At 64.1% G+C, this 26,165-nt stretch carries 25 protein-coding genes; 4 read left to right on the forward strand and 21 right to left on the reverse strand.

The features are described from left to right. Positions 1 to 108 precede the first annotated feature (108 nt). Complete coding sequence (locus G6N43_RS29025; RefSeq protein ID WP_083156484.1) at positions 109 to 915, reverse strand: acyl-[acyl-carrier-protein] thioesterase; 807 nt, start codon at positions 913 to 915, stop codon at positions 109 to 111. A gap of 77 nt (positions 916 to 992) precedes the next feature. Here G6N43_RS29025 and ramB point away from each other — a divergent pair, with 77 nt between their 5' ends. Then, the gene (gene ramB, locus G6N43_RS29030; RefSeq protein WP_083156482.1) at positions 993 to 2,408 is read left to right on the forward strand and encodes an acetate metabolism transcriptional regulator RamB; all 1,416 of its coding nucleotides are present in this window, start codon (positions 993 to 995) and stop codon (positions 2,406 to 2,408) included. A gap of 10 nt (positions 2,409 to 2,418) precedes the next feature. Continuing rightward, complete coding sequence (locus G6N43_RS29035) at positions 2,419 to 2,970, forward strand: carboxymuconolactone decarboxylase family protein (RefSeq protein ID WP_083156481.1); 552 nt, start codon at positions 2,419 to 2,421, stop codon at positions 2,968 to 2,970. Positions 2,971 to 2,975: 5 nt separating this feature from the next. Here G6N43_RS29035 and G6N43_RS29040 read toward each other — a convergent pair whose 3' ends face one another. The 6 genes from G6N43_RS29040 to adh are packed head-to-tail and all read right to left on the reverse strand — an operon-like array spanning position 2,976 to position 7,504. After that, a complete protein-coding gene (locus G6N43_RS29040) occupies positions 2,976 to 3,248 on the reverse strand; it encodes a hypothetical protein (protein WP_083156479.1) in 273 nt (90 codons plus the stop codon). Beyond that, the gene (gene lpdA / locus G6N43_RS29045) at positions 3,245 to 4,639 is read right to left on the reverse strand and encodes a dihydrolipoyl dehydrogenase (protein ID WP_083156478.1); all 1,395 of its coding nucleotides are present in this window, start codon (positions 4,637 to 4,639) and stop codon (positions 3,245 to 3,247) included. Before lpdA ends, G6N43_RS29040 begins: the two co-directional genes overlap by 4 nt. A 9-nt stretch (positions 4,640 to 4,648) precedes the next feature. Next, positions 4,649 to 5,101, reverse strand: a complete 453-nt coding sequence (locus G6N43_RS29050; RefSeq protein ID WP_083156476.1) for a hypothetical protein — start codon at positions 5,099 to 5,101, stop codon at positions 4,649 to 4,651. A gap of 1 nt (position 5,102) precedes the next feature. Beyond that, complete coding sequence (locus G6N43_RS29055) at positions 5,103 to 5,381, reverse strand: putative holin (RefSeq protein WP_083156475.1); 279 nt, start codon at positions 5,379 to 5,381, stop codon at positions 5,103 to 5,105. Between the two features lie 36 nt (positions 5,382 to 5,417). Next, on the reverse strand, positions 5,418 to 5,927 hold the full coding sequence (locus G6N43_RS29060) for a DUF779 domain-containing protein (protein WP_083156473.1): 510 nt from the start codon (positions 5,925 to 5,927) through the stop codon (positions 5,418 to 5,420). A gap of 53 nt (positions 5,928 to 5,980) precedes the next feature. Beyond that, positions 5,981 to 7,504 (reverse strand): aldehyde dehydrogenase, encoded by a 1,524-nt coding sequence (adh, locus tag G6N43_RS29065; protein ID WP_083156472.1) that lies wholly within the window; start codon positions 7,502 to 7,504, stop codon positions 5,981 to 5,983. Positions 7,505 to 7,589: 85 nt separating this feature from the next. Between adh and G6N43_RS29070 the strand changes: the two genes are divergently transcribed. After that, a complete protein-coding gene (locus G6N43_RS29070) occupies positions 7,590 to 9,068 on the forward strand; it encodes an MFS transporter (protein WP_163658259.1) in 1,479 nt (492 codons plus the stop codon). Here G6N43_RS29070 and G6N43_RS29075 read toward each other — a convergent pair. Then, a complete protein-coding gene (locus G6N43_RS29075) occupies positions 9,058 to 9,933 on the reverse strand; it encodes a phytanoyl-CoA dioxygenase family protein (RefSeq protein ID WP_083156469.1) in 876 nt (291 codons plus the stop codon). The genes G6N43_RS29070 and G6N43_RS29075 overlap by 11 nt on opposite strands. A 219-nt stretch (positions 9,934 to 10,152) precedes the next feature. On the opposite strand from G6N43_RS29075, the gene G6N43_RS29080 reads away from it, so the two are divergent. After that, the gene (locus G6N43_RS29080) at positions 10,153 to 12,183 is read left to right on the forward strand and encodes a prolyl oligopeptidase family serine peptidase (RefSeq protein WP_083156467.1); all 2,031 of its coding nucleotides are present in this window, start codon (positions 10,153 to 10,155) and stop codon (positions 12,181 to 12,183) included. Here the strand turns inward: G6N43_RS29080 and G6N43_RS29085 are convergent. The 13 genes from G6N43_RS29085 to G6N43_RS29145 form a co-directional block, all read right to left on the reverse strand. Then, positions 12,140 to 13,408 (reverse strand): Dyp-type peroxidase, encoded by a 1,269-nt coding sequence (locus G6N43_RS29085; RefSeq protein ID WP_083156466.1) that lies wholly within the window; start codon positions 13,406 to 13,408, stop codon positions 12,140 to 12,142. The two genes, G6N43_RS29080 and G6N43_RS29085, sit on opposite strands and share 44 nt — an antisense overlap. After that, complete coding sequence (locus tag G6N43_RS29090) at positions 13,405 to 14,334, reverse strand: EfeM/EfeO family lipoprotein (protein WP_083156464.1); 930 nt, start codon at positions 14,332 to 14,334, stop codon at positions 13,405 to 13,407. Before G6N43_RS29090 ends, G6N43_RS29085 begins: the two co-directional genes overlap by 4 nt. A 119-nt stretch (positions 14,335 to 14,453) precedes the next feature. Continuing rightward, positions 14,454 to 15,236, reverse strand: a complete 783-nt coding sequence (locus G6N43_RS29095; protein ID WP_083156463.1) for an enoyl-CoA hydratase/isomerase family protein — start codon at positions 15,234 to 15,236, stop codon at positions 14,454 to 14,456. 183 nt (positions 15,237 to 15,419) lie between these two features. Then, on the reverse strand, positions 15,420 to 15,860 hold the full coding sequence (locus tag G6N43_RS29100; RefSeq protein WP_083156503.1) for an Rv1363c family protein: 441 nt from the start codon (positions 15,858 to 15,860) through the stop codon (positions 15,420 to 15,422). A 179-nt stretch (positions 15,861 to 16,039) separates the two neighbouring features. Then, the gene (locus G6N43_RS29105; RefSeq protein ID WP_083156461.1) at positions 16,040 to 16,531 is read right to left on the reverse strand and encodes an Rv1363c family protein; all 492 of its coding nucleotides are present in this window, start codon (positions 16,529 to 16,531) and stop codon (positions 16,040 to 16,042) included. A 96-nt stretch (positions 16,532 to 16,627) separates the two neighbouring features. After that, a complete protein-coding gene (locus G6N43_RS29110) occupies positions 16,628 to 18,109 on the reverse strand; it encodes an MCE family protein (protein ID WP_083156455.1) in 1,482 nt (493 codons plus the stop codon). A 1-nt stretch (position 18,110) separates the two neighbouring features. Next, entirely contained in the window at positions 18,111 to 19,244 is a 1,134-nt protein-coding gene (locus tag G6N43_RS29115; RefSeq protein WP_234810238.1) for an MCE family protein, read from the reverse strand. Between the two features lie 14 nt (positions 19,245 to 19,258). Continuing rightward, positions 19,259 to 20,638, reverse strand: a complete 1,380-nt coding sequence (locus G6N43_RS29120) for an MCE family protein (protein WP_083156452.1) — start codon at positions 20,636 to 20,638, stop codon at positions 19,259 to 19,261. Beyond that, positions 20,635 to 21,981 (reverse strand): MCE family protein, encoded by a 1,347-nt coding sequence (locus G6N43_RS29125; RefSeq protein WP_083156501.1) that lies wholly within the window; start codon positions 21,979 to 21,981, stop codon positions 20,635 to 20,637. Before G6N43_RS29125 ends, G6N43_RS29120 begins: the two co-directional genes overlap by 4 nt. Then, the gene (locus G6N43_RS29130) at positions 21,978 to 23,006 is read right to left on the reverse strand and encodes an MCE family protein (protein ID WP_083156450.1); all 1,029 of its coding nucleotides are present in this window, start codon (positions 23,004 to 23,006) and stop codon (positions 21,978 to 21,980) included. Before G6N43_RS29130 ends, G6N43_RS29125 begins: the two co-directional genes overlap by 4 nt. A 27-nt stretch (positions 23,007 to 23,033) precedes the next feature. Further along, positions 23,034 to 24,416 carry an MCE family protein gene (locus G6N43_RS29135; RefSeq protein ID WP_083156449.1) on the reverse strand — a complete coding sequence of 461 codons (1,383 nt, stop codon included), beginning with the start codon at positions 24,414 to 24,416 and terminating at the stop codon, positions 23,034 to 23,036. Positions 24,417 to 24,420: 4 nt separating this feature from the next. Further along, positions 24,421 to 25,275, reverse strand: coding sequence for an ABC transporter permease (locus G6N43_RS29140; RefSeq protein ID WP_083156447.1), 855 nt, complete (start codon positions 25,273 to 25,275; stop codon positions 24,421 to 24,423). Beyond that, a complete protein-coding gene (locus G6N43_RS29145) occupies positions 25,272 to 26,084 on the reverse strand; it encodes an MlaE family ABC transporter permease (RefSeq protein ID WP_083156446.1) in 813 nt (270 codons plus the stop codon). Before G6N43_RS29145 ends, G6N43_RS29140 begins: the two co-directional genes overlap by 4 nt. Between the last annotated feature and the right edge of the window lie 81 nt (positions 26,085 to 26,165).

Below are 26,165 nucleotides of genomic sequence, written 5' to 3' on the forward strand. Positions count from 1 at the left end.
CAGGTTGCAAATTTTGCAAAGACAGCTATTACCTGAACCGGTTCAGTTGCTACTGGCCAGTAGCCCATTTCCGCACGTCAGTACGGTCGTACTGTTAAACGGGACGAGTCAGAGCGCGAAGATCGATGCCACGGCTTTGGTCTCGTCGCCGACGGCATATGTGAGGGTTGTAACAGTGCGATCCATCAGTTCGGGACCGAATTTGTCCGTCGACCCGGGCGGGTGGACGTGGGTGATGATCTCCAGCTTGTCCCCGAGCCCCACCGGCGCATCGTGCTCGATGGTCACCCGCAGGGGCGCCTCGAGAAGTTCGGGGGTGCTGAACAGATGGTCCTCGACCACCGACCAGTACACCGAGTTGTTCATGTGGTCGAAGATGTCGATGTCGCTGACCCGTACCGGATAGTCGCGAATCGCGGTCGCATCCTCGCGGCTGCCGGGCTTCAGATAAGGCTTCCACCGCAGCCGGTCGATATCGGTGGTGCGCCGCAGGCCTTCGAGGAAGTCGTCGGAGATGCGCGCCGGCCCCTGCGTCTCCTGGTTGATGTTGATCCAGAACGCCTCGGACTCCATCAGTCCGCCTTTGCGCCCGTCGACGCGGACCCGCATCTCGCACCATCGGTTGGAGGTGCCCGAGCACCAGCGCCGCAGCCGAAGCATGTCCTTGAACTCGATTGGCCTGATCAGATCGACCATCGTGCGGCGGACGATCCACAGCGGATGCGTCTCCTCGTAGCCCATCTCACGCAGTTGATCGGAGCCGACGTCCTGGATGTGCCTGGTCGCCGCGTCGAATTTGAGCCTGCCCGCACGATCGACATCGGCGACCCGCAGCGGCCACTCGACATCGAATACGTCGGGGTGCGGATCGGGAACAGGCATCATCACCTTGGCCAGACCCGTACTGCTTTCCATGTCGCACGATCCTGCCACAGCCGTCGTTCTGCCAAGAATGCGAAGCCAACCTTCGCAGGGTTGTTAGGCTGGCTGACGTGGCGAAAACGTACGTCGGATCGCGCGTTCGGCAACTTCGCAACGAACGTGGCTACAGCCAGGCCGCGCTGGCCCAGCTGCTGGAGATCTCGCCGAGCTATCTCAACCAGATCGAGCACGACGTCCGGCCGCTCACCGTGTCCGTGCTGCAGCGCATCACCGAGGTGTTCGGGGTCGACGCGACGTTCTTCGCCTCCGAGGACGACACCCGACTGGTTGCCGAACTGCGCGAGGTGACTCTGGACCGCGACGTGGCCATCGACGTCGACCTAGCCGAGATCGCCGACATGGTCAGCTCGCATCCGGCGCTCGCCCGCGCGATGGTCAATCTGCACCAGCGCTACCGCTTGACCGCCGCACAACTGGCGGCCGCGACCGAGGACCGGTACGCCGACGGCAGCGGCAGCGGCGCGATCACGATGCCGCACGAGGAAGTCCGCGACTACTTCTATCAGCGGCAGAACTACCTGCACGAGCTCGACACCGCGGCCGAGGACCTCACCATCCGGATGCGGATGCACCGCGCCGAGCTCACCCGTGAGCTCGCCGACCGGCTGACCAGGGTGCACGGGGTTCGCATTCGGCGCCGAACAGACCTGGGCGGCAATGTGTTACACCGCTACGACCCGGAATCCAAGACGCTGGAGATCAGTGACCACCTGTCCTCGGGACAGACGGTGTTCAAGATGGCCGCCGAGTTGGCCTACCTGGAGTTCGGCGATCTGATCGACAGGTTGGTGGACGAGGGCAACTTCACCAGCCACGAGTCCACCGTGCTCGCCCGGCTTGGGCTGGCGAACTACTTCGCCGCCGCAACGGTGTTGCCCTACGGGCAGTTTCACGCAACCGCGGAAGACTTCCGGTACGACGTCGAACGTCTTTCGGCGTTCTACTCGGTGTCATACGAGACCATCGCGCACCGGCTCTCGACCCTGCAGCGGCCATCGATGCGAGGGGTGCCACTGTCGTTCGTGCGGGTGGATCGCGCGGGGAACATGTCAAAACGGCAGTCCGCCACCGGCTTTCATTTCTCGTCCAGCGGCGGAACATGCCCGTTGTGGAATGTGTACGAGACGTTCGCGAGCCCCGGCAAGATCACCGTGCAGGTCGCGCAGATGCCCGACGGGCGCAACTACATGTGGGTGGCCCGCACGGTCGAGCGTCGCGCCCACCGATACGGCCAGCCGGGCAAGACGTTCGCGATCGGCCTGGGCTGCGAGCTACGGCATGCGCACCGGTTGGTTTATTCGGAGGGCCTGGACCTGTCGGGCGACAACTCGACACCGATCGGCGCGGGTTGTCGCGTCTGCGAACGCGACAACTGCCCGCAGCGGGCCTTCCCGGCACTGGGCCGCGCACTGGACCTCGACGAGCATCGCAGCACCGTGTCGCCCTACCTGGTCAAGCAGACCTAGACTCGATTCGGTGAGCTCACTTGAGCCGGCACGCATCGCGCCGGGCGGATTCAAAGAACTCGGACCCCTCAACTGGGTCATCGCCAAGATCGGCGCCAGGGCGATCCGGGCACCGCGGTTCAGCCTCGTCAATGTGCTTGGCCAACATCGGCTTCTGTTCCTGGCGTGGCTGCCGTACAGCATCATGTTGCTGGGCCACCTGAGCAAACTGCCGCTGAAGGACGCCGAAACCGTCATCCTGCGCGTCGGCCACCTGCGCAACTGCGAATACGAACTGCAGCAGCACCGCCGCTTGGCCCGCAGCCGCGGCATCGGTCCCGAGGTTCAGGCGAAGATCTTCGAGGGTCCCGACGCCGAAGGGTTGACCGAGCGCCAGCGCGCACTGATCACCGCCACCGACGAGTTCGTCGTCACCCGGGGCGTCTCACCAGAAACGTGGGCGGTGTTGGCCAGGCACCTCTCCAAGCCACAGCTCATCGAGTTCTGCTTACTGGCAGCCCAGTACGACGGGTTGGCGGCGACAATCACCACGCTCAGCGTTCCGCTGGATTTTCCTGACTAACCCGACTACAGGTACGTCACACCGAGTACCACCAGCGACAGCAGCACCGGCGACACAGGAAGCGCCAAGAGGAACGCGGCCCACACGTCCGACTTGCGCTTGTACGCGCGCCAGCCGAGCGCCCCGACGACGGCTCCCACGACAAACGATGTCGCGACGACGACCAACACCCACGAGCTGATGGTCGCCGTCGAGGTGGCAGCCGTGATCCCACTCAGCCACAGGATGTGACCGAGCACCAATCCGCCGATCGCGGCGACCCAGATCGCGGCTCTCAAAAGTTGATCATGTGGCCGGCCAGGCCGTGGAAGCACTCCTGCAGCGCCTCCGACAGCGTCGGGTGGGTGTGCACGTTGCGGGTCAGTTCGTTGACGGTCAGGTCCCACTTCTGCGCCAGAGTCAGCTCGGGCAGGAGTTCGGAGACGTCATGTCCGATCAGGTGCCCGCCGAGCAGCTCGCCATACTTCGCGTCGGCGATCAGCTTGACGAATCCGCTCGGGTCGCCGAGCCCGTGCGCCTTCGCGTTCGCGGTGAGCGGGAACTTGGCGACCTTGACGTCGTAACCCTCGTCGCGAGCCTGTTCCTCCGTCAGCCCGAAGCTGGCCACCTGCGGCTGACAGAACGTGGCGCGCGGCATCATGCGGTAGTCACCGAGCGCCAAAGTCTCAGCGCCCGCGATGGTTTCGGCCGCGACGACGCCCTGGGCCTCGGCGACGTGGGCCAGCTGCAGCAGCGCCGTGACATCGCCGATCGCATAGATGTGGGGCACGTTCGTGCGCATGTAGTCGTCGATGCCGATCGCCTTGCGGTCGGTGAGCTTTACCCCCGCCGCCTCGAGTCCATAGCCCTCGACGTTGGGCGCGAACCCGATGGCCTGAAGAACCTTGTCCGCCTTGAGTTCCTCGCTCTTGCCGTCCTTGCTCACCGTGACGGTCACCGACGACCCGTCGTCGTTGATGGACTCCACCTTCGTCCCGGTGAGGATCTTGACGCCGAGCTTCTTGAACTGCTTCTCGATCTCCTTGGACACCTCGGCGTCCTCGTTGGGCAGTGCCCGCGGCAGGAACTCGACGATCGTGACGTCGACGCCGAAATTGCGCAGCACGTAACCGAACTCCATACCGATGGCACCCGCACCGGCGATGATGATCGACCCCGGCAGCTCGCGGGACAGGATCTGCTTCTCGTAGGTGACGACGTTCTCCGACAGCGACGTGCCCGGCACCAGCCGCGTGCTGCTGCCGGTGGCGATGATGCAGTTGTCGAAGGTGACGGTCTCCGTACCACCCTCGTTGAGAGCGACCTCGAGTGTGTTGGCGTCCTTGAACTTTCCGTAACCGTGGATTTCGGTGATCTTGTTCTTCTTCATCAGGAAGTGCACGCCCGCGACCCGGCCCTCGGCGACCTTGCGGCTACGGTCGAACGCCACCCCGTAGTCCATCGTCGGCTCACCGCTGATGCCGAAGGTCTTGGCCTCCTTGGTCAGGATGTGGGCGAGCTCGGCGTTGCGCAGCAGCGACTTGGACGGGATGCAGCCGACGTTGAGGCACACCCCTCCCCAGTACTTGGGTTCGACGATTGCGGTATTCAGTCCGAGCTGGGCGGCTCGAATGGCCGCGACGTATCCGCCAGGGCCGGCTCCAAGAACGACGACGTCATAGTGGGTCACGCCCCCACCCTAGTAAGGAATCAGCCCCACGAAACATCGGCTGGCCCATTCGCAGAAGTAGAGACCGTGCAGCACCGCGGCACCGGCGGTCGCCGCGAAGGGCGCGGAGGTGCAGGCGATGGCCAGAGCCGAGGCCACCGGGCGGTTCGGAACCATGGCGATGAGCAGGCCCGCGACGGTGCAGAGGATCAGGAACACCAGCACCACGAACACCGGCGCGGTCTTGTCGATCGAGTGGTACCACCAGTGGTACAGCCCCCATCCCGCCGCGGCAGCGAGCGCCCACACAAACGCCACCACGAGGACGAACTTCCACCGTTTGAGGAACTGGTATTCACCCGGCACGACGACCGGAGGGGCCGGGACGGGGAGTGGTTCCGACGGCGCGTCGACAGCGTCGAATTCGCCGGTGTCCCACGTCGGGGTGAATTCCTGGGTGTCTTCGAGCAGGTTGTGGTCCATGTCAGGCACCGTTCACCGATTGAATCGCCACCAGCACGCCGAACCAGCCGGGGGCGATCGCGAGGACGAATGCGCCGACCGCGGTCACCCAGCGTGCGCGGGAGAACAGGATGGTCAACATCCCGATCGCACCGGGCACGCCGACCACGAGCGCGATCGCCACATCAGGCCGAATCTTGGCGCTGACCAGCAGCGTCAACCCGATTCCCAGAAGCAGCCCGACCGCCGTGCCGATCAGTAATGCACTGGTCAGCAACCGCGGGCGCGGCAGCGGTATCACCCTTTCGACGATACTGCGGCACCGCCCGTTAGCCCGTTAGCCGCCCGGCGTGGCACGGCAGGCATCGATGGCCTCCGCGACGATGTGGGTGCCGTTCCGGCGCGGGCGTGTGCCCTGCGCGAAGTCGGCACCCGTCACAGGCGCTTGCGCGCTGAGCAGCTGGTTCTCGGTGTCAGTGAACGCCCGACCCCGCGAGAGGAAACGCAGGCCTTCGGGGGCTTCGACGCTGAAGCCGCCGCCCCTGCCGGGCACCACGTCGATCACCAACTGCGTGTGCTTCCACGCCTCGAACTGCGGTCCGGAGATCCACACCGGAACCCCGTCCCCGACATCGAGGACGGCGAGCAGGACGTCGCGGTCGCCGACGAGGAATTCGCCGTCGGGGTAGCACATCGGCGACGACCCGTCGCAGCATCCGCCGGACTGGTGGAATATCAGCGCGCCGTGGCGCTGCTGCAGTTTCGCCAGCAGGTCCGCTGCGGCCCGCGTGATCAACGCCCGCGGTGGGGCCTCCTTTCCCTGCCGAGCAGACGCAAACTCCCCCATTTCCCCGCGATTTTGGGGGGTTTCGCGTCTGCTCGCGCTGGAGGGTGACACCGTCAGAAGAATCCCTGCGCCTTGTTGCTGTACGACACCAGCAGGTTCTTCGTCTGCTGATAGTGGTCGAGCATCATCTTGTGGGTCTCGCGGCCGATGCCGGACTGCTTGTAGCCGCCGAACGCCGCGTGTGCGGGATAGGCGTGGTAGCAGTTGGTCCACACCCGACCCGCCTTGATGTCGCGCCCGGCGCGGTAGGCGACGTTGCCGTCGCGCGACCACACCCCGGCACCGAGCCCGTAGAGCGTGTCGTTGGCGATGGCGATCGCATCGTCGTAGTCCTTGAACGACGTCACCGCGACGACGGGGCCGAAGATCTCCTCCTGGAAGATGCGCATCTTGTTGTTGCCCTCGAAGATCGTCGGCTGCACGTAGTACCCGCCGTTGAGATCGCCACCCAGCTCTGCGCGCTCACCGCCGGTGACCACGCGAGCACCTTCGTCTTTGCCGATCTCGATGTAGGACAACACCTTTTCGAGCTGGTCGTTGGACGCCTGCGACCCGATCATCGTCTCGGTGTCCAGCGGATCGCCCTGGCGCACCGCCTTGGTGCGAATGGCGGCCAGTTCCAGGAACTCGTCGTAGATGTCGGCCTGGATCAGGCTGCGCGACGGGCACGTGCACACCTCACCCTGGTTCAGCGCGAACATCGTGAACCCCTCCAGCGCCTTGTCCTGGAAGTCATCGCCCGCCGCCATCACGTCGGAGAAGAAGATGTTCGGGCTCTTACCGCCGAGCTCGAGCGTGACGGGGATCAGGTTCTGCGACGCGTACTGCATGATCAGCCGACCCGTGGTGGTCTCGCCGGTGAACGCGATCTTGGCGATGCGGTTACTCGACGCCAGCGGCTTGCCCGCCTCGAAGCCGAACCCGTTGACGACGTTCACCACACCGGCGGGCAGCAGGTCGCCGATCAAGCTCATCAGGTACAGGATCGACGCAGGCGTCTGCTCGGCCGGCTTCAGCACCACGGCGTTACCTGCCGCCAGTGCGGGCGCCAGCTTCCACGTCGCCATCAGGATCGGGAAGTTCCACGGGATGATCTGACCGACGACTCCGAGCGGTTCGTGGAAGTGATAGGCGACGGTGTCGTCGTCGATCTGGCTCAGCGAGCCCTCCTGCGCCCGAATGGCACCCGCGAAGTACCGGAAGTGGTCGACGGCCAGCGGCAGGTCGGCATTGAGGGTCTCGCGGATCGGCTTGCCGTTGTCCCACGACTCGGCCAGCGCCAGCGACTCGAGGTTGGCCTCGATGCGGTCGGCGATCTTGTTGAGGATGTTGGCGCGTTCAGCCACAGCTGTCTTGCCCCATGCGGTGGCGGCGCCGTGCGCCGCGTCCAGCGCCTTCTCGACGTCCGCCTCACCCGACCGCGGGATCTCGCAGAACGGCTGCCCGGTCACCGGCGTCGGGTTCTCGAAGTACTCCCCCGACGCGGGCGGGACCCACTCTCCCCCAATGAAATTGCCGTATCGCGACTCAAAGGACATCAAGGCATCGGCGGCACCCGGGCGAGCGAAAACGGTCATCGTGTCCTCCTCATTGAGACGCTGCGTCACGGCCGATTGTGCTCTCGATCACTTCGACGCGCCAGCGCCAGGTCAGAATGGGGGCGTGGATCCGACGGTCGGAAGTCGCACGCGAAGTTCGCGACCCTCGACGGGCTACGGATTCGTCCTGCTGCCGGTGACCCTGTCGATCAGCGATTTCACCATCGCCGACGCCGTCATCCCACCCCTCGTACGTGATCTGGGTTTGACCGTCGCAGACATCGGCCTGGCCTTCACCGCCTACTTCGCCGCGGCGGCGGCCTTCATGGTCCTGTTCGGCCGGCTCGGTGACGTGTTCGGCCGACGGCGTGTACTGCTCATCGCGGTCGGCCTGTTCACCGCCGGGTCCGTGCTCAGCGGCATCGCCTGGAACCTGCCGTCGTTCTTCGCCGGCCGCGTGCTGGCCGGGTTGGCGTTGGCGGCAACCCTGCCCACCGGTCTCGGCTTACTGAGCACGCTGTTCCCGGCGCCCGGGCCGCCGCGCGAGCGTGCGTTCGGCTGGTGGGCGGCGGCCATCGGAATGGCGGCGGTCGTCGGACCGCTCATCGGCGCGGTAGCCGACACCGCGATCAGTTGGCGCTGGGCCTTTTTGGGATCCGCACTGCTTAGTGTGCTGGCTGCGGCGGGGATCAGAGTCACGCTCGCCGAAAGCCCTCGAACTCGCCTCACCGACATCGACGCCGGCGGCGCGCTCCTGTTGGCGACGGCTGCGGGCAGTCTCGCTCTCGCCGTCGACCTCGGCGGCGCATTCGATGACCAACTGCGAACGGCGGTCGTGCTTTTCGGCGTCGCCTTCGCGGCAGTGGTGGCATTCTTTGCTGTGCAGCGTGGACGTATCCGACGACGCCAGGACACCATCGCCCCACCACACCTGTTCCGGTTCAGGTCATTTCGCTTGGCCACGTTCAGTTCGGCATTCATGTCGGTGGGTGACACCGGGTTCCAACTCGCGTTACCGCTCGTCCTGGGGTTCGTCCTCGGGATTGGTGAACTGGGCGTCGGTATCGTGCTGGCCTGTTACGGCGTGGGCGCGGTGGTCAGCGGGACGGTGTCCACGACGCTGGGTCGCCGCCTCGATGACCGCACGGTCGCCAAGTACGCGTTGGCAGCGCTGCCGCTGTTGTTGCTCGGACTGCTCGTACTGATCTCCCGGGACACCCCGCTGGCCGCCGTCGGAGCGGTACTGGTCGCGTACGGAGTGGCATGGGGCGTCGCCTACGCGCGCCTGGTGAACGTCTCGTACTACGAAGTGCCCGAACAGGACTCAGCAGTGGCCGGTGGAATCCAGAGTGCGTTGCGGTTGTTGGCGGGTGCGCTCGGCGCGGGGGTGCTCACGGCGGTGTTCAGCGGTGTCGCCGGGCGGTCCGCGATCGACGCGGCAGTCCCGTCCCACGCGCGGATCACACCGTCGGCAGACCCACACGTGCTCACATCGGCACTCTCGGCCGGTGCACAGGCGACGATCGCGGTCGCAGCCGCCATCACGGCCGTCGCGCTGATCATCGCGCTGCGACTACCCGAAGGACAGCACGTCAAATCGTGACGGGCCGCTCCAGACGGTCGCGCACCGAGTCCAGGAACGGATGCTCCTCCGTACCCAGATAGTCGGCCGGTGGCCGCCAATCGATCCGGCCCATCTTGCCCGCGAACAAGCCGTACCCGATGAGCTCCCGAAGCCGCGGATCCAACCGCCGCACCAACTCCCGCGGAATACTCAGCTGCTGGTTGATCTGCTGACGCAGGAACCCCGCGCAGTAGTTCACGGTGAGGGCGGGCCGCGGCTGGTCCGTCCGGTTCGCCCCCGCCGTATGCCACAGGCTCCCGTTCCACACCAGGGCGTCACCCGCCGCCATTTCGACCGGAGTGCTCTTCGGATACGGCTCAGACGGTTTGGCTTCCACGCGATGGGTTCCCGGCACGACCCGGGTCGCCCCGTTCTCGTCGGTGAAATCGCAGAGTGCGATCAGCGCGTTGCACAGCAGCGGCTGATGCGGCCGCGGAATCGGGTACATCTCGTCGTCGCAGTGCAACCGCTGCTCGACGGCGCCCGGCAGCTGGTTGCTCGTCATGAACCACGACAACAGACAGTCGCTGCCGAGCACACCCTCGATGACGGGCAACAGCCGCGGATGTACGGGCAGTGCCTCATATCTGGCCCCGTGCAGCAGCAGATTGTCGATCCGCACCCAATCGTGATCGGGCAAGGCGACGGGCTGCTGTCCCGGTCGAGGGAACCCCTTCACGACGGTGTTCGAGTTCGCGATCACCGTCGGCAGTTCCCGCTCGAGGCGGCGCGTGTCGCTCAGGTAGTCGGCTACCGCGGCCTCGTCGAGGACCCCCTTGACGACGGTGTAGCCGAATTCTTCGATCTCACCGACGTGACGAGCGGTCGATGAGTCGTCGGTCATCAGGACGGCAGCAGGTCGATTTCCTGCTGAACTTCTTCTTCCTGGCTCTCGCTGGTGTCAACAACCTGGGGATCAGCCATGACTACCTCCTCCGCGAAGACGACAGTGATGGGATCATGGTCACTCACTTGAGGCGGCCATGCAGCGGATTCCCATGAAAAATCGGCCCTGGCGGTAGGCGCGGAGAGCGAGCGGGACTCCGAACGCGACAATGGCGGGATGACGGACCCGTACCTGTGGCTCGAGGACATCACCGGCGACGACGCGCTGGACTGGGTCCGCAAGCACAACGAACCCACCCTCACCGAGTTCGGCGGGCCCCTGTTCGAGGAGATGCGCACCGAGGCGCTGGAGGTCCTCGACACCGAGGCGCGGATCCCGTATGTCCGGCGGCGCGGCGACTACCTCTACAACTTCTGGCGCGATGCCGCCAATCCGCGTGGGCTGTGGCGACGCACCACGCTGGAGAGCTACCGCACCGACGATCCCGACTGGGACGTTCTGCTCGACGTCGACGAACTCGCCGATGCAGAGGACGAGAACTGGGTGTGGGCCGGCGCCGACGTGCTGGAGCCCGATCACTCGTTGGCGCTGATCGAGCTGTCCCGCGGTGGTGCCGACGCCACCGTGGTGCGCGAATTCGACATGCAGAAACGGCAATTCGTCGCCGACGGCTTCGAGCTGCCTGAAGCGAAGTCGAGTATCACGTGGCAGGACCGCGACGCGGTGCTGGTGGGCACCGAATTCGGCCCAGGTGCGATGACGGACTCCGGGTACCCGCGGATCGTGAAACGCTGGCGGCGCGGCCAACCGCTGGACAGCGCCGAGACCCTGTTCGAGGGTGAGTCGACGGATGTCAGCGTGGGCGGCGGCTACGACCCGACGCCCGGCTTCGAGCGGCTCTTCATCACGCGGTCGTTCGATTTCTTCAACCGCGACCGCTACGAACTCCGCGGCGAGGACCTCATTCCCATCCCGGTGCCCACCGACGCGGGCATGTCGGTGCACCGCGAGTGGTTGCTGATCCGACCCCGCAGCGAGTGGACCGTTGGCGGCATCACCTACCGGCCGGGTTCACTGCTTGCCGTCCGCTATGACGAATTCCTCGCCGGCAGTGAGGAACTGGCCGTCGTCTTCGAACCCGATGAACATTCCAGCCTGGACAACTATGCATGGACCCGCGACCACCTGGTGCTCATCGCACTGGTGGATGTGTCCAGCCACGTGGAGCTCGTCACGCCTGGGACCTGGGAGCGCTCCCCCATTGCCGGCATCCCGCCGAACACCAACACCGTGCTGGTCGACATCGACGAGTACGGCGACGAGTTCTTCCTTGACTCAAGCGGTTTCACCGTTCCGTCGCAGCTGCTGTGGGGCCGCGCGGGCACCGAGGTGATCCCTGTGAAGAGCGCTCCCGAGTTCTTCGACGCATCCGACCTCGGGGTGACCCAGCACTTCGTCGCCTCTGCCGACGGCACGAAGATTCCGTACTTCGTTGTGGGGCACCGTGACGCGACGGGCCCCGGACCGACACTGCTCAGTGGGTACGGCGGTTTCGAGGTCGCCAACACACCGGGGTACGCGGGCGTGCTCGGCCGGCTGTGGCTGGCGCGCGGTGGTACCTATGTGCTGGCAAACATCCGCGGCGGTGGCGAGTACGGGCCGACGTGGCACACCCAGGCGATACGCGAGAACAGGCATCTGGTTTACGAGGACTTCGCGGCGGTGGCGAAGGATCTCGTCGACCGAGGCATCACCACCGTCGAACAGCTCGGCGCTCAGGGCGGCAGCAACGGCGGCCTGCTGATGGGCGTCATGCTGACGCAGTATCCCGAGTTGTTCGGCGCGTTGGTGTGCAGCGTGCCCCTGCTGGACATGCGCCGCTTCCACCTACTGCTCGCCGGCGCATCGTGGATGGCCGAGTACGGGGATCCGGACAACCCCGATGATTGGGCGTTCATCTCGAAATACTCGCCGTACCAGAACATCTCCGCCGAGCGGCACTATCCGCCGGTACTGATCACGACGTCGACGCGCGACGACCGGGTGCATCCTGGGCATGCCAGGAAGATGGCCGCGGCACTCGAGGACGCCGGCCACACCGTGCACTACTACGAGAACATCGAGGGCGGCCACGCCGGTGCCGCGGACAACGCACAGACGGCGTTCAAGTCCGCGCTGATCTACTCCTACCTGTGGGCGACACTCACTTCACCAGCAGATCGCCCAGGAACCGATCCGGACCGGTGACGCCAGGCAGCACGAAGAAGAAGCCGCCGCCCACCGGCATGATGTACTCCTCGAGCGGCTCGCCCTTGAGCCGCCGCTGCACGGTGAGGAAGCCCTTCTCCAGGCTCCGCTGGTAGGCGACGAACGCCAGCCCCTGATCCAGTCGGCCCGCGCCGTCGAAACCTCGCGAGTAGTTGAAACCGCGCCGCAGGATGAGGTTTTCGTCCGTTTCGGGCGTGCGCGGATTCGCCAGCCGGATGTGTGCGTCCAGCGGGATGCGCTTACCGTCGGGGTCTGACGGGTAGTCGGGGTCGGTGAATTCGCCCGTGAGCCCCAGCGGCGCACCGCTGACCTTGGAGCGGCCGATGAGCTGCTCCTGTTCGACGAGCCGGGTGCGGTCCCAGAACTCCACGAACATCCGGATGATGCGGATCGCCTGATACGAGCCGCCGACCGCCCATTCGGGTTCGCCGTCGTCGGGTCCCACCCAGACGTGTCGATCCATCACGGCCTGGTCGTCGACGTCGAGGTTGGCCGTCCCGTCCTTGAAGCCCAACAGGTTTCGCGGAGTCGTCGCTCCCGACGCCACACCCGCGCCGATGCCGCGGGCATAGCCGTCGATCATCCAGCGCAACACCAGATCACGTCGCGTGCGCCGCATCACCTGACGCAGCGCGAACTGAACCGTGTCATTGTGTCCGGCTTCGAAGATCACCGAGATGTCCCCGTGCGAGAGCTTGGGGTCCAGCCGGTCGTTGGCAAGGAACGGCATCGTTTCCAGTTCCTTGGGCTTGCGATCGGCAAGCCCGAAGCGGTCGTCGAAGAGCGATGCCCCGACCCCCACCACGATCGAGAGGTTGTCCGGGGGCGGCTTCTCGCCGAGGATGCCCGAGTCCACCGGTGGGTAGGCGGCGTCGCGCGTCTCCGGCGGCTTGCCGGCCATCAACCCGCGGATTTCCTCGGTGAGCTCCTGGAGCGCCGTCGTCAGCCCGGCTCGATCCTTGGACTGGACGGTGAACGACGCCACCAGCCCCTGCTCGGGTATCGGCAGCGCGGTGACACCCGTCTGATGCACGCCCTCGAAGGGCACGAACCTCGACTGTGCCGCGGGTACGGGAGGCTGCCGCTCACCGGAGTTCGTCAACGCCAGCGTGGCGCCGGCGCCCACGGCAGCTCCCGCACCCGCGCTCAGGGCACCCGTGACGAATCCTCGACGCGAGATGCCCCGACGCGGCTGCTCGGTCACGACAGGTTCAACACCCCCGCGACCTGGGACACGTTCTCCGACAGACCTGCCAGCTGGGCCTTGAGCTTGTCGACGGTCGTGGGGTCGACTGTCACACCGGTGCACCGGGGCGAGGGGTACGGGTCATTCTCGGTGCAGTAGAGCACCCAGCCGTCCCCGCGGCGCAGCGGCGCCAGCGTGGCGTAGATGTCCGCGAACCCGGCCTCGATCTTGCCGAGCAGCGCCGGATCGGCCTTCTCCAGAGCGGGTTTCAGCTTGTCGATCGCGGCCTGCGAGCCCTGCAGGTTGGCGTCGAAGTCCCACAGGTCGGTCTTGGAGTAGCGGTCCTCCTCGCCGGTGATCTTGCCTTCGGAGACCTCTTCGATCAGCTCGGCGGCACCGGTTGCGACGTCGACGGGCTTCACCTCGACCGAGGGGAACTGCTCCTTCAGCGACGCGATGTCCTTGTCCAGCTGGTCGGCGAACTGGGCGCCGCCCTCGGTCGTGTTCTTGTCGAACAGCAGGTACTCCAGGCGGTGCCAGCCGGTGAACCCGGCGTCGTCCACGCCGGCGAAGTCGTCAACTCGGGCGTCCACCTTGCCGTCGATCTCCTCGACCAGACCGGCCAGCGGCTCGATGCGCTCCCACGGGACGCGCGACGGTGCGTAGGCATCCTGCGCGGCCTTCAGGTTGTTCGCCCGCACTGCGTCGGTCAGCACCTTGACGGCGACGACGAGTTCGTCGATCTGACCGCTCGCGTATGTCTTGTACTCCGCTGCGGCCTGCTCTGCCAGAGGATCGGCAGCCGCCGCAGCCGCACTCGACGTGGTGGTCGTGGCGCTGGCGGAGGATGTCTCCTCGGTACCGCTGGACTTGTTACTGGAGCAGCCGGCGACGATGAGGCTCACGGCAACAATCGGCACCGACCATGCGAGATAACGATTCATTTGCACCCTCTTAAGTTAGGAGAGGCAAAACATAGCATTCCCCCTGACGAGAGGGTAGGCACACCTAAATCTTGATTCGAAACCCCAGGTCGGCTTGGCTTGACGGGATTGGAACAGGGCTACCGACCAATGAAGTTGCCGGCCCGTTTCTCGCTCAGGGCTGCGAGAGCTTCGCCGACGTCGTCGGTCGATGCGAGGATGGCGACATGGGACGACACCAGGTCGAGTGCGGGCCGAAGCTCTAGGCTGGCCGACTGACGGGTCACCCGTCGGATCATCCGGACACTGGCTGGAGGATTGGTTGCAATTGCCCGCGCTAGGGCGGTCGTTTCCGCAATCAGCTCGCGTGGGGCGACGACGCGATTGACGAGGCCGATACGCAACGCGTCTTCCGCATCGACGAAGTCGCCGGTGAGTAGTAATTCGAGCGCTTTGGAAAGGCCGACCAGGCGCGGCAGGTAGTACGCCCCGCCACCGCCGGGCGCCAGGCCGAGCTTGACATAGCCCTCAGCTACTCGCGCGGTAGCCGACATGACCCGCAAGTCGCACATCAGTGCCATATCAAGGCCGGCTCCGACAGCGACGCCGTTGATCGCTGCGACGATCGGCTTGTCCAGGTCGTCGACGGCCAGCGCGATGCGTTGGATGCCGGCATACAGGTCGGTCTTACGTTCCAGCGGAGTCCGCGAGTCGGTCAGCCACGACAAATCTATGCCGGCACAGAAGGCCTTATCGCCAGCGCCAGTCAAGACCACTACGTGTACGCTGTCGTCGGTGCGCCACGACCTCAGCAACGCCTCCCACTCTCGGATCATCGGTAACGTGAAGGCATTTCGAGCTTCCGGACGGTTTAGCACAATCATGCCGACACCATCGGAAACCGACCATGTGAGATGATCCATTCTTTCAACCTTTCGTTGGCACTGCGTTCGCGACGCAGTGATTGCCAGTGGAGCAGTTCCAGATAGCGATCGAGTTCCGAACCCTGCACCAACTCCAGGCCAGCCAGTCGCACAAGTGCCAGCGGGCTGGGGCGGCTCAAGCGACCTTGTCGCTGAACACTGGAGCCGGAGCGCTCACCCGAGTCATACTGGCTCGAACTGGGAGATAAGCCATTTACCGCGGTCCTTGTCGAGGGTGACGCGCACGGTGGAGGCTGTGTCGGTAGGGGCGTCCTCGGCCACAGTGGTGGTCTGGTTGATGAAGACCAGAACCACGGCGTGGTCAGCTGTGGCCGATAACGACACGGCACCAGGTACTTTCGCGGTTGCCGATATTCTCCTTTGCCGGGCACCGGGGATCACAATATCGTTGATCAACTTGGTGTACTCCTCGCGGAAGCCGCCGGTGAGTAGAGGACGGGCGGCGGCCAAGTCAGTGTCGACGGTGTCGGCACTATAGGAGAGCATCGCGATCGAGCCGTCAGTCGCGGCCTGCACCGACGACAGAGCCGCCTCCCGCGCTTCGCGTTCGGAACCCTCCTGCCACTTCAGGTAACCCACTCCGAGGGTCATCCCGAGTGCCATGACCGGCAGCAGGCCGAACCCCACCAAGCGCTGCCACCCGCGCCTGCCGATCCACTTGCCTGCCGGCACAGTTTCGTCGACGTATGCGGTCGTGGCCGGCAGTGAGCAGTCTGCTTGGGAGTCGTCAAAATCCACCTCAAGTTCCGCAGGGGTGGGCGCAGCACCCTTCGTGTCTGTGGTCACGGCACGAACCGGACGTCGGAGACCTTGACGACACCGCCAACCTTCGCGACGCTGACTCGCATTCGCCATGTCCGCGGACTCTGCTCCGGCACACCGCCACTCGATGTCTTGACGGATACTGCCACGAGGACCTGTGCATTATCGCCATCCTGCGACTCCAGTCCACTGGCGATGATCGATCCCTCAGACTTGGACTTCGCCTCTTTCACAACGTCGATGAACGACTGGGACCGTTGCTGAAAGTCATCGTGGAAGCTCCCGGTTGAGGTGTCGAGTATGCGTTGAATGTCGGCATCGACTTCGGCGTAGTCGATCGTGGTCATGTTCAGGACCCCCTGTTGGGCCGCCTCGATGAACGCGTGGTTCTGCACATGAGCTTGGCGGGTCTGGATCACGCCGTGGCCCAGCCAGGCACCCACGAATGCCAGCGTCACGATCACCGCCACCCCGAACACGATCGCCGCCCAAATTACGCTCGGACGCCTCATGTCGGCCCGCGCGGTGCTAGCGTTACCCTCTCGAATCAACTGCACCCCAGTGATATTCGCTGTTTCAGGCTGGACTTCCATCGAGGCTCTACTCCTTCAGTTGCCGGCCCGCGGGATCAGCATGCTTTGCCATGACCTGTCTTTCTCACCCTGAGCAAGGTCGGATTGGATGTACTGCTTGCCGTCGGGTCCCATGTAGGCCCCTTTAACGGGGTCGTAATAGGCGACCGACACGGGCGGCGCGAGTCCCGAAGGTAGCGGTGCAGCAGGTGGCGGAGTCGGGGCGAGTTTGTGTGGTGCGGGGATATCCTGTCCGGTAAGGGTCGCGTTGGGGTCGCCCTTCCAGTTGTTTCCATCATTGAGCGGCACGTACTGCTCGTCGCTTTCGCACATTGCCGCTGTCGGCGCACGCTTGCCCGGCTGCGCGAGGCACGGAAAATTGCGTGCTCCCCGAACGGCGTTAGGGGCGTCCTGCGGAATCCGACAGTACATATCGTCTGTGGTGCGCTCCGGCACATCGGTCAGAGCGGGACTGCGCCACTGTTGGGCGGGCAGATACCCGGTCGTGCAAGGTGGGGGCAGGTTGAAGTTGAGGTTGAAATCCATGTACAGGCCGGGATGCTTGGTCCCCCGGTTGGCCACGGTCGTGGTTTGAATGCCTGCCATGGCCTGCGGCAGCAAGACGAGGATCTGCTCTATTGCCGGGTTATAGACGAGCGTGACGCGGCCCAGGCTGCTGAGATTGGCCATCAGCACCGGGATCGTGGCCTGCAGACGATCGAAGAGCTGGCGGCCCGCCTCGGCGGCGGCGGGTCCCTTCTCCAGCACGCCCGCGACTGCGGCATCGCGGGTACTGAGTTGCCGGGTGAGATCTGCGACGTGGTCCGCCCACGCTTCAATCGATGTCGCGCTTTCGGCCTGTGCGTCAAGGACCGGACCTGACCGGTCGATCAGCACAGTCAGTGGCTCGAGGTTGGCCCGGGCGTCGATGGCCAGCTGGGTGGACCCCTTCACAAGCCGTGCGATCTCCGGTCCGAGCCCACCGAACGCCGTGTAGCTCTCGTCGACGACCGTCTTGACGTTGGCCTGAGGTATCGCCTGTAGTGCTCGGTTTGCCGCGTCGAGCAAGGAGTTGATATCCGGCGGCACCGATGTGCGCGCGAGTGGGACGACGTCGCCGTCCTTCAGTGGCGCTCCGTTGCCACTGCGCGGTATGAGGGCGACGTACTGTTCGCCCACGGCGGAGACGCTGTGCACCTGCGCGTCCACGTCACCGGGGACGCGAACGTCGGAACGCAGGGACAAGACCGCGTCCACACCCGTGTTGGTAAGACGTACGTCGGCGACTCGGCCGACCTCCGTCCCTCGGTAGGTGACGTTGCCGCCGGCATAGAGGCCCGCGGCCCTCGACAGCTGCACGGTGACGGTGTATTGGCCGATGCCAAGGTAGGCCGGCAGCTTGATGTAGCCGAAAACCATCACAGCGCCGGCGATCGTGGCGACAACCGTGAAGATGGCCAGCTGAACCTTGACCCTCTTGTTCAGGCGTTGGCGAAAATGTTGTCCGGGCAGGCGCATATCAGGGCCCCTGGTCTGCGTGGTAGGGAGCAATCAACGGATTCCTCGCGGTGTAGGGGCTGGGTAACTGACCGATCGTTCTGCCCCACTGCATCTCAAGCTCGGTGAGTTGGCCTTCGAACCGGGTACCGGTGAACAGTGCGTTGTCGATGCGGCTCAAGGTGAGATCGAAGACAGCGGTGAGGTTGCCGTAATCACCGCGAATCCACTTGGACAGCGTCTCTATGGGCCATGGGATCGCCACGAGGCCGCTCAGCGCCCGTGTCATGTCTGGTCCGGCATCGGCCAGCGCCCGCAGCACCGGAGCGATGTCGTTGAGTTCCTTGACCAGATTCTCCTTGCTTTGGTCCACGGTGTCAGCGGCCAGCGCGGCGAACCTGCCGAAAGCATCGGCAGCTTCGGCGAGATTGTCGCGTTGGTCGGCCAATATGCGCAGCGCATCGGGGATTGTCCGAAGTGCCTTGTCCACCACCGGCTTCTGCTCCGAGAACTGCCCCACAAGACTGTTGAAACTGTCCGTAGCGGCGATGATGTCGCCGGTCTGTTTGTCGACGTGTCCGACGAACTCGTCGATCTGCTCCAGCAGGCTGCGCAGATCCTTTTCCCTGCCGGCAAACGCAGTGGCGAATGCGGCCGTGATGTCCTGCACCTGACCGATTCCGCCTCCGTTGAGGAGGAGCGACAAGGCAGCGAGCGTTTGATCGGTGTTGGGGTAAGCACCGGCGTGCGCAAGTGGGATGTGCGAACCGTTGTGCAGTCGCCCCTGAGGCGGCGCTTGGGTCGGTGCTGCGAGCTCAATGTGAAGCGAACCCAACAAGCTGGTCTGGCCGATCTTGACGGTCGCGTTGCCGGGCAGTTCGACGTCGCCGTTGAGCCTCATCGTGACCAACGCATGCCATCCCTGGCGCTCGATCTTGGTGACGGTGCCGACATTCACGTCGCCAACCCGGACGCGGGAGTTCGGCTCTATGTAGCCGACGTCAGGCATCTCTGCGGTGATCACGAACGACCCGTCGCCCTGACCTTGCGTCCCTGGCATCGGCAATGAGTTGAGCCCGCGCCACTGACAGCCGCTAATGAGCACGGCCAGCGCAACCGCGACGAGTACCGAGCACAACCGATGGGCAAGTCTCATCCGATGGGCTGTTCTCATGAGCCACCGCCGGTCGGGATCATCATGCCGGGTAGCCCAGCGGATGGATCCGTTGACACCGAGGGCTGCGCCGACGGAGGCTCCGCGGACTGGCCCCCTGCCGGTCCCGTCTCGGCGGGCAATGGGGGCGCCGCCCCAGGGCCGGGAACATTCGGCGGCGAATGCTCTCCCGACGCCGACGGTGTACCTGCCGGCAGTGGCGGTACGTAGTCGGGACGCAGCCAATCCTCGCTGTAGGTGATTTCGTTGGGACGCGCGGCTGCCCCGACGAAGAAGTTCTCGCCGAACGGCGGAAAGTTGATCTGCCGGTTCTTGATGATCGGGGCCAGGTATTGCACACAGAGCTTCGCCGACTCTTCTGCACCCCGACGCGATGCGGCCTGGATCGCGCCGCACAGGAAGGAGATGGGATTGGCGAAGTTGGTAGCGACGAGAGCACCGGTCAGCGCCGCCTGTGTCGGCTGGACGATGTTGGGATAATTCGCCGCAACATTCGGGAAGACGTGCAGTGCTTGTTTGATTTCGCCTGTGCTCTCGCGGACCGCCGTCGAGATCGACGACAGTTTGTCGCCGGCGGTGCCGAGCGCCTCGTGATTCTCGGTGATGAACCTGGTGGTGGCAGCGACTGCGGATTCGATGTCCTCGACCGCATTGCCGACGGCGTCGGGATCGACAGTCAATGCGCCGGTGACCGAGGCGAGGTTGCTGTTGAGTTGCTGCAGCAGCGACGCGCTGTCCTGAAGCGCCGACACGACCACTGAGAGATTCCTTATCGTGCCGAAGATGTCAGAGCTGTGATCGCCCAATACTGAAAGGGCCTGCGACATCGTCACAATCGTGTCGCGGATGTTCTTGCCTTGCCCCCGCAGGTTATCGGCCGCGGTGTTGATGAACGCCCCGAGTGCGCTCACGTCGCTGGGCGCGGTGGGTTGTAGCGCTTCTGTGAGTTTTTCCAATTGCTGGCGCAGGTCATCCCACTCGACGGGTACGGCGGTGCGCTCCATCGGTATGACTGCGCCATCGGGCATCACGGGCCCCGAGGTATATGCCGGCACCAGTTGGATGGCTCGAGAGGTGATCAACTGTGGTGACACGATTGCGGCTTTCGCATCCGCGGGCACCTTGTACTTCGAGTCGACCCAGAACTTGACCCGTACCTGTTCGGGTAGCGGTTCGATCGACTCGATCACACCGACCGGCACGCCCAAGATCCGCACTTCGTCACCGCGAAACAGTCCATTGGTGTTGTCGAAGTAGGCCACGACATGGGTTCTGCTGCCCTGCAGCATCGACCGTGCCGCGGCGGTGATGCCGCCGATCAAAGCAAGTGTCAATGCGATGCCCAAGACGATGCGGACGCTACGTGAGCGGATCATCGGCCTGCCTCCTGACTTGCCTGCGCTGGTTCTCCAGGTGCGGTCTGATAAACCGGGGAGGGTGTCGTGTCGGCAGGTGTCGCCGAACCAGATGGGGCAGCCGGCGGGCCCGGCGGCGGTCCGCCCGGCGCCGGTGCAGGTAGCGGTTCGCGGTACGGGTAGCAGCCGGGACCCGGTAATGGCACACCGGGCGGACCGCACTGCTGGTCGCCGGGATTCCCGGTGATCGCATCGGGGAGTTGAGTTTTGGGTTCCCCGCCCTGTCCTGTGCGGGGGTACGGCATGGGAAGGGCCGGGGTCGCCCGCTGACCGATCTCGGGGTCAGTTCGCTCCGATGGCAACAGTACATTTGGATCCAACCCGAGGTCGGAGAAAGCCGCGTCGACAAACGGTTGCACAAACTGCCCGGGCAGCAAGTTGGACAGATAGGCCTTGAAGAATGGCCCGGAGGCGATCGCCTCCCCAAAAGACAGCGCGTACTGGTTCAGATAGACGATGGACTTTTGAAGGCCCTTCTTGTGATTGTCGACCATGGTGATGACGCCATTGAGCTTGTCCAACGCCGGACGCAGTTGGGTCTGGTTGTCTTCAACGAACGCCGACAGCTGTCGCGCGAAGGCGGACAGGTTGCCCGAGATCTGCTGCAGCGCTGCACTTTGTGACCTCAGTTCAGCCAGCAGGGCGTTGGTGTTAGCGATCAGGGCGGCGATCTCGTCGGCCCGCTCGGACAGCACCGACGTGGCCGAGTTCGCATCCTCGAGCAGCTTACGAAGCTGAGCATCTCGGGCACCGAGGGTTCGAGAAAACCGCGTCACGCCTTGTAGGGCGAGCTTCAGGTCCAGAGGGGTGTTCTGAAAAGTCTGCGCCAGCGTGTCCAACGCGTCTGAAACGCCGGCGGTGTTCAGCCCGCTGATGGTGGCCGACAAATCGCCGAGGGCGTCGGGCAACTGGTAGGGCGACCTTGTGCGACTCAGGGGGATCCGGTTCAGATTGCCATCGCCGCGTGGCGTTATCTCCAGAACCTTGGCTCCCAACAGACTCTTGGTTCTGATGTTGGCCTCGGTGTTCTCGCCGAGGTGCACGTCGCGGTCGACGTCGAACTCGACGAGCACTTGCGCGCCGTCCAATTCGATGGATGTGACTTCGCCTACTCGATACCCGGCGACCTGCACCGCCGCGCCTGCTCGCAGCCCGCCCGCTTCAGCGAATTCCGCCGAATAGTGTTTGGCCGTATTGATGAATGGCAGTTTGTCGTACTGCAAGGCCCCTAATGCGACCGTCGCGGTCAGCGCGACCCCTAAGGCTCCGATGACGACAGGGTTGTACTCCTCGAAGGATTTCACTTTGGCGCGCACCGTCCCGTGTTTTGACCTGCCACCTTGATGTAGACGGGCTGCCCGCCCTTGCCGTTCATCTTCAACACCGCATCGCACAGATAGAACGTGAAGTAGTCGCCCTGAATACCCAAGCGAGACAGAATCTTGTAAGCGTCTGGCAGCGAAGCGAGCAAGTTATCGAAGTACTCATGGTCTGCGACGACAAGCGCTGACACTCGATCGGTCTCTGTGATCACTTCCTTGAGCGGCTTCCGAGCCTGGCTCAACAGATCCGCAATGGTTGCCGAGGCGGTGTTGGTGGACGCAATGGCATTGCGGATATCGGACTTTCGTTCGGCCAGCCCGCGGACGAGTTCCGACATTGAGTCGACTGTCTTGGCGAATTGACTGCGCTCTTGGGCGAGTGAACCCACCACGGAGTTGAGGTTTGTAATCACCTGCCCGATCAACTCATCGCGATCGGCAAGCGTGCTCGTCACTTCGGCCGCAGTTCGCAAGAACGAGCCGATGGTCTCGCCCTCACCTTGGAACGCCTCGATCAACTGCGCTGACAACGCATTTACCTGCTCCGGGTCGAGAGCGCGGAAGAGTGGGCGGAATCCGCCGAGCAGGCTATCAAGGTCCAGCGCTGGTTCGGTGTTCTCCAGGGGTATGACATCGCCGGGGTTCAGCTTCCTCACGCCCCCAGCACCTTCCAACAGAGCCAGATATCGGTCGCCGATCGGGTTGGCCCAGCGGATAGCCGCAATGCTGCCCTCGGTGAGTACAACCGAAGGGTCGGCCGAGAATTCCACGACCGCATGGTTGTCCGGACTGATGGAGATGCGCTTTACCTTGCCGACTTCAACTCCGGCGATGCGCACGAAATCGTTGGCGGCCAAGCCGCTGACGTCGGTGAAATTGGCCTTGTAGACGCGTTCGCTTTGATGCCGCGTTTGCGCGAATATCGCGATGAGCGCGAAAGTGCCGACGAGGCAGGCGACCACGAACACAGCTAGTCCGATGGACGCACGCCGCAAGCTAACGTTCACGACGAGGCCTCCCTTCGATCTGCGTACTCACGACGGGGGTGGTGCTGGTTCGGCTGTCGAGCTGGCGGCCGCTGGTTCGGGCGGCGGCGCAGGCGGCACCGCTGGAAATAGAGGCACCCCGCCCGGCCCGTACATCGGGGCGCCGTACGGAGGCGCACCCGGCGGGACTATGGGGCCCGGCGCTGGCCCAGGCAGACATTGTCGAAGACTTGGCCCCTCGGGGACGGCCCGTGTCACCGGAAAGAAGTTGACCCAGCAGGGATTCCCGATACCGGGGTTAGGCCGCATGTCCAGTCCGGTGCCCCAGCCGGTATTGGTGACCATATAGCGGTGCGGGAACATCTTCGCCACGTCAGGTAGCGACCCGCACCCGGGTTTGCCCCCCGGACCGCCCTTGGCCGCAAGGATCGGGAGATGCTCGGGATACTTGTACGGGTTGTCGCCCGCCAAAATCGTTGCGTCCACAAGGACCGTCCGGCCATTGCCCCCGATGGCGTCATACCCTCCACCCTGTAGGTATATGACGGATCCTTTCAACAAGCAGGTGTACGACGGCTCGTACTTGAGTAGTAGGTCGAAGGTCGGCGCAAGTCCGTTGACGGCATCCACGAAGTTCACGCTGCTCCCGGCGAGAAGTCGGTTGCCGGAGTCCGAGAACCCGATCACGTTCATGAGCAACGCATCCAGGTCCTTAGCATGGCTCGTGATGGTGGTGCTCGTGACACTCGCGGCATCCAAGGTGGCCAAGATATCTTGTGCCGCAACGCTGTAGGCGTCGCTGACTCCCTTGAAGGAGCGCCAGTTCGCCGCGACGGTGTCCATTCTGGGATTAAGGGCAAGCAGCACTTGGTTGGCGTCGGTGGTCGCCTCGCCGATACGTGGCCCCTGGCCTCGCACCCCGTCCGCGAGTGCGGTCAGCACCGCGTTGAGCTTCGAGACGTCGATCTGTTGAAGCAGGCCTACCAAGTTGTCGAATACGGTGTTCACCTCTGTGCTGACGTTTCGAGAACGAAGCACCGACCCAGCAGACAAACGCTTGGCTGCGGGCTGGTCCGGATAGATGAACTCGACGTACTTGGCACCAAATACGGTGGTGGCCTTGATCTCCGCCTCGACATTGGCCGGGATGTATTGGTTCTGATCGGGAAATAGCTCCAGCTTCAGGCTCGTTGGCTCGCCTCCGCCCATGACTGCCGCAACCCGGCCCACCTGCACGCCGCGCATCATCACCTTCGCGCCGGGTTCCAACACCAGGCCCGAACGGTCGGACGTCACGATGACCGGGACGAAGCTGCGAAATGTCCCGGCGAAGAGGCCTGAACACACCAGCGCCATCCCGAGGATCGCGGCAAACATGATCGCGGCCCACCACAACGGATGTATCCGGTCTTCGCCCAGAGATTCGGTCATGCCACTAGCCCGCGAGGTGAAAGTTGCCGGACTGGCCGTAGATCGCCAGCGAGAGGAACAGGACGATGAACACCGCGGCGATCATCGAGGTGCGGACGGCACGTCCGACGGCCTCCCCGACGCCAGCGGGGCCACCGGACGCGGTGAAGCCGTAGTACGTGTGCACCAACATGACCACCACCGCCATCGAGACCGCCTGAAAAAAGGACCAGACGATGTCGATGGGATTCAAGAACGTGTTGAAGTAGTGGTCATAGACTCCGCTGGACTGCCCATAAATGGCCGTTGTACCCAACCGGGCAGCCAGAAACGACGTGATCATCGCCACGCAGTACAAGGGGATCACCACGATGATGCCGGCCACGACACGGTTGGATGCCAAATAGGCGATTGATCTGATGCCCATCACCTCCAGGGCATCGATCTCCTCGTTTATCCGCATTGCGCCCAGTTGAGCGGTCGCTCCCGCACCGATGGTCGCCGCCAGGCCGATGCCCGCGATGACCGGTGCGATCAACCGCACGTTGAAGTACGCCGAGGCGAACCCCGTCAGCGCTTCCACACCCACGTTGGCGAACTGGTTGTATCCCTGCACCGCCACCAGTGCCCCTGTCGACATCGTCAGGAAGCCGATGATGACGACGGTGCCGCCGATGATGGCCAATGCGCCTGTGCCCAGGCTCATCTGCGCAATCAGGCGCACCGTCTCAAGGTGGTAGTGAACCAGTGCGTCCCGGATCGAGTACAGGGTCCTGAAGTAGAACCGGGCTTGTGTACCGATGCGTGTGAGCCCCCGTACCCAACCTGAGGTGATGGTACGTACGCGCGGGTACATCCCGCTGGGGACTCCGACGCTCATAACGTGGCCTTAACCCCGACCGCGGTGGCAATGATGTTGATGGCGAACAGCGCCATGAATGTGTAGACCACTGTTTCGTTGACCGCATTGCCGACGCCAGCGGGACCACCTTCGACGGTTATGCCCTTGTAACAGGCGATGAGTCCTGCTGCCAGGCCGAAAAGTGCAGCCTTGATCAACGAAATGATCACGTCGTCGACGTTGGTGATGACGGTGAGCCCGCCGATGAATGAACCCGGTGTGACGTGCTGAGTGAATACGGAGAAGATGAAGCTTCCGACCAGTCCTACGAGAATAACCACCGACGACAACAAGGTCGCGACCACGGTCGCAGCCAGTACGCGAGGGACGATCAAGGACTGGATCGGATTGATGCCCATCACACGCAGGGCGTCGAGCTCTTCTCGGATGGTGCGGGCCCCGAGATCAGCGCACATCGCCGTCGCTCCGGCGCCAGCAACAACCAAAACCGTTACCACTGGGCCGATTTGCGTGACGGTCCCGTAGGCCGCCCCGGTGCCCGAATAGTCGGCGGCACCGAATTCCACCAACAGGATGTTGAAGGTGAAGATCATCAAGACGGTGAACGGGATCGCCAACATCACCGTCGGCAGAAGCGAAACGCGAGCAACGAAGAACGCCTGCAGGATGAGCTCGCGCCACGCGAAAGGTCTACGCGGGATCAATACCAGGACGTCCAGCGTCATGGCGAAGAAGCCACCAAGGTAGTGAAACGGCTTAGCCACCTTCGTCGACGCGATGGCGCTCAGCGCTCGGCTGGTTCCCGCGACGTTGCCGGAATTCTCCATCAGTGTGCTCTTCCATCGGATCGATTAGTCGTCCAATTTCGACCTGCCTAGATCCCGCTCACCGGCGATCATCCGGGGCAA

The organism is Mycolicibacterium moriokaense (assembly GCF_010726085.1).
Taxonomy (GTDB): domain Bacteria; phylum Actinomycetota; class Actinomycetes; order Mycobacteriales; family Mycobacteriaceae; genus Mycobacterium; species Mycobacterium moriokaense.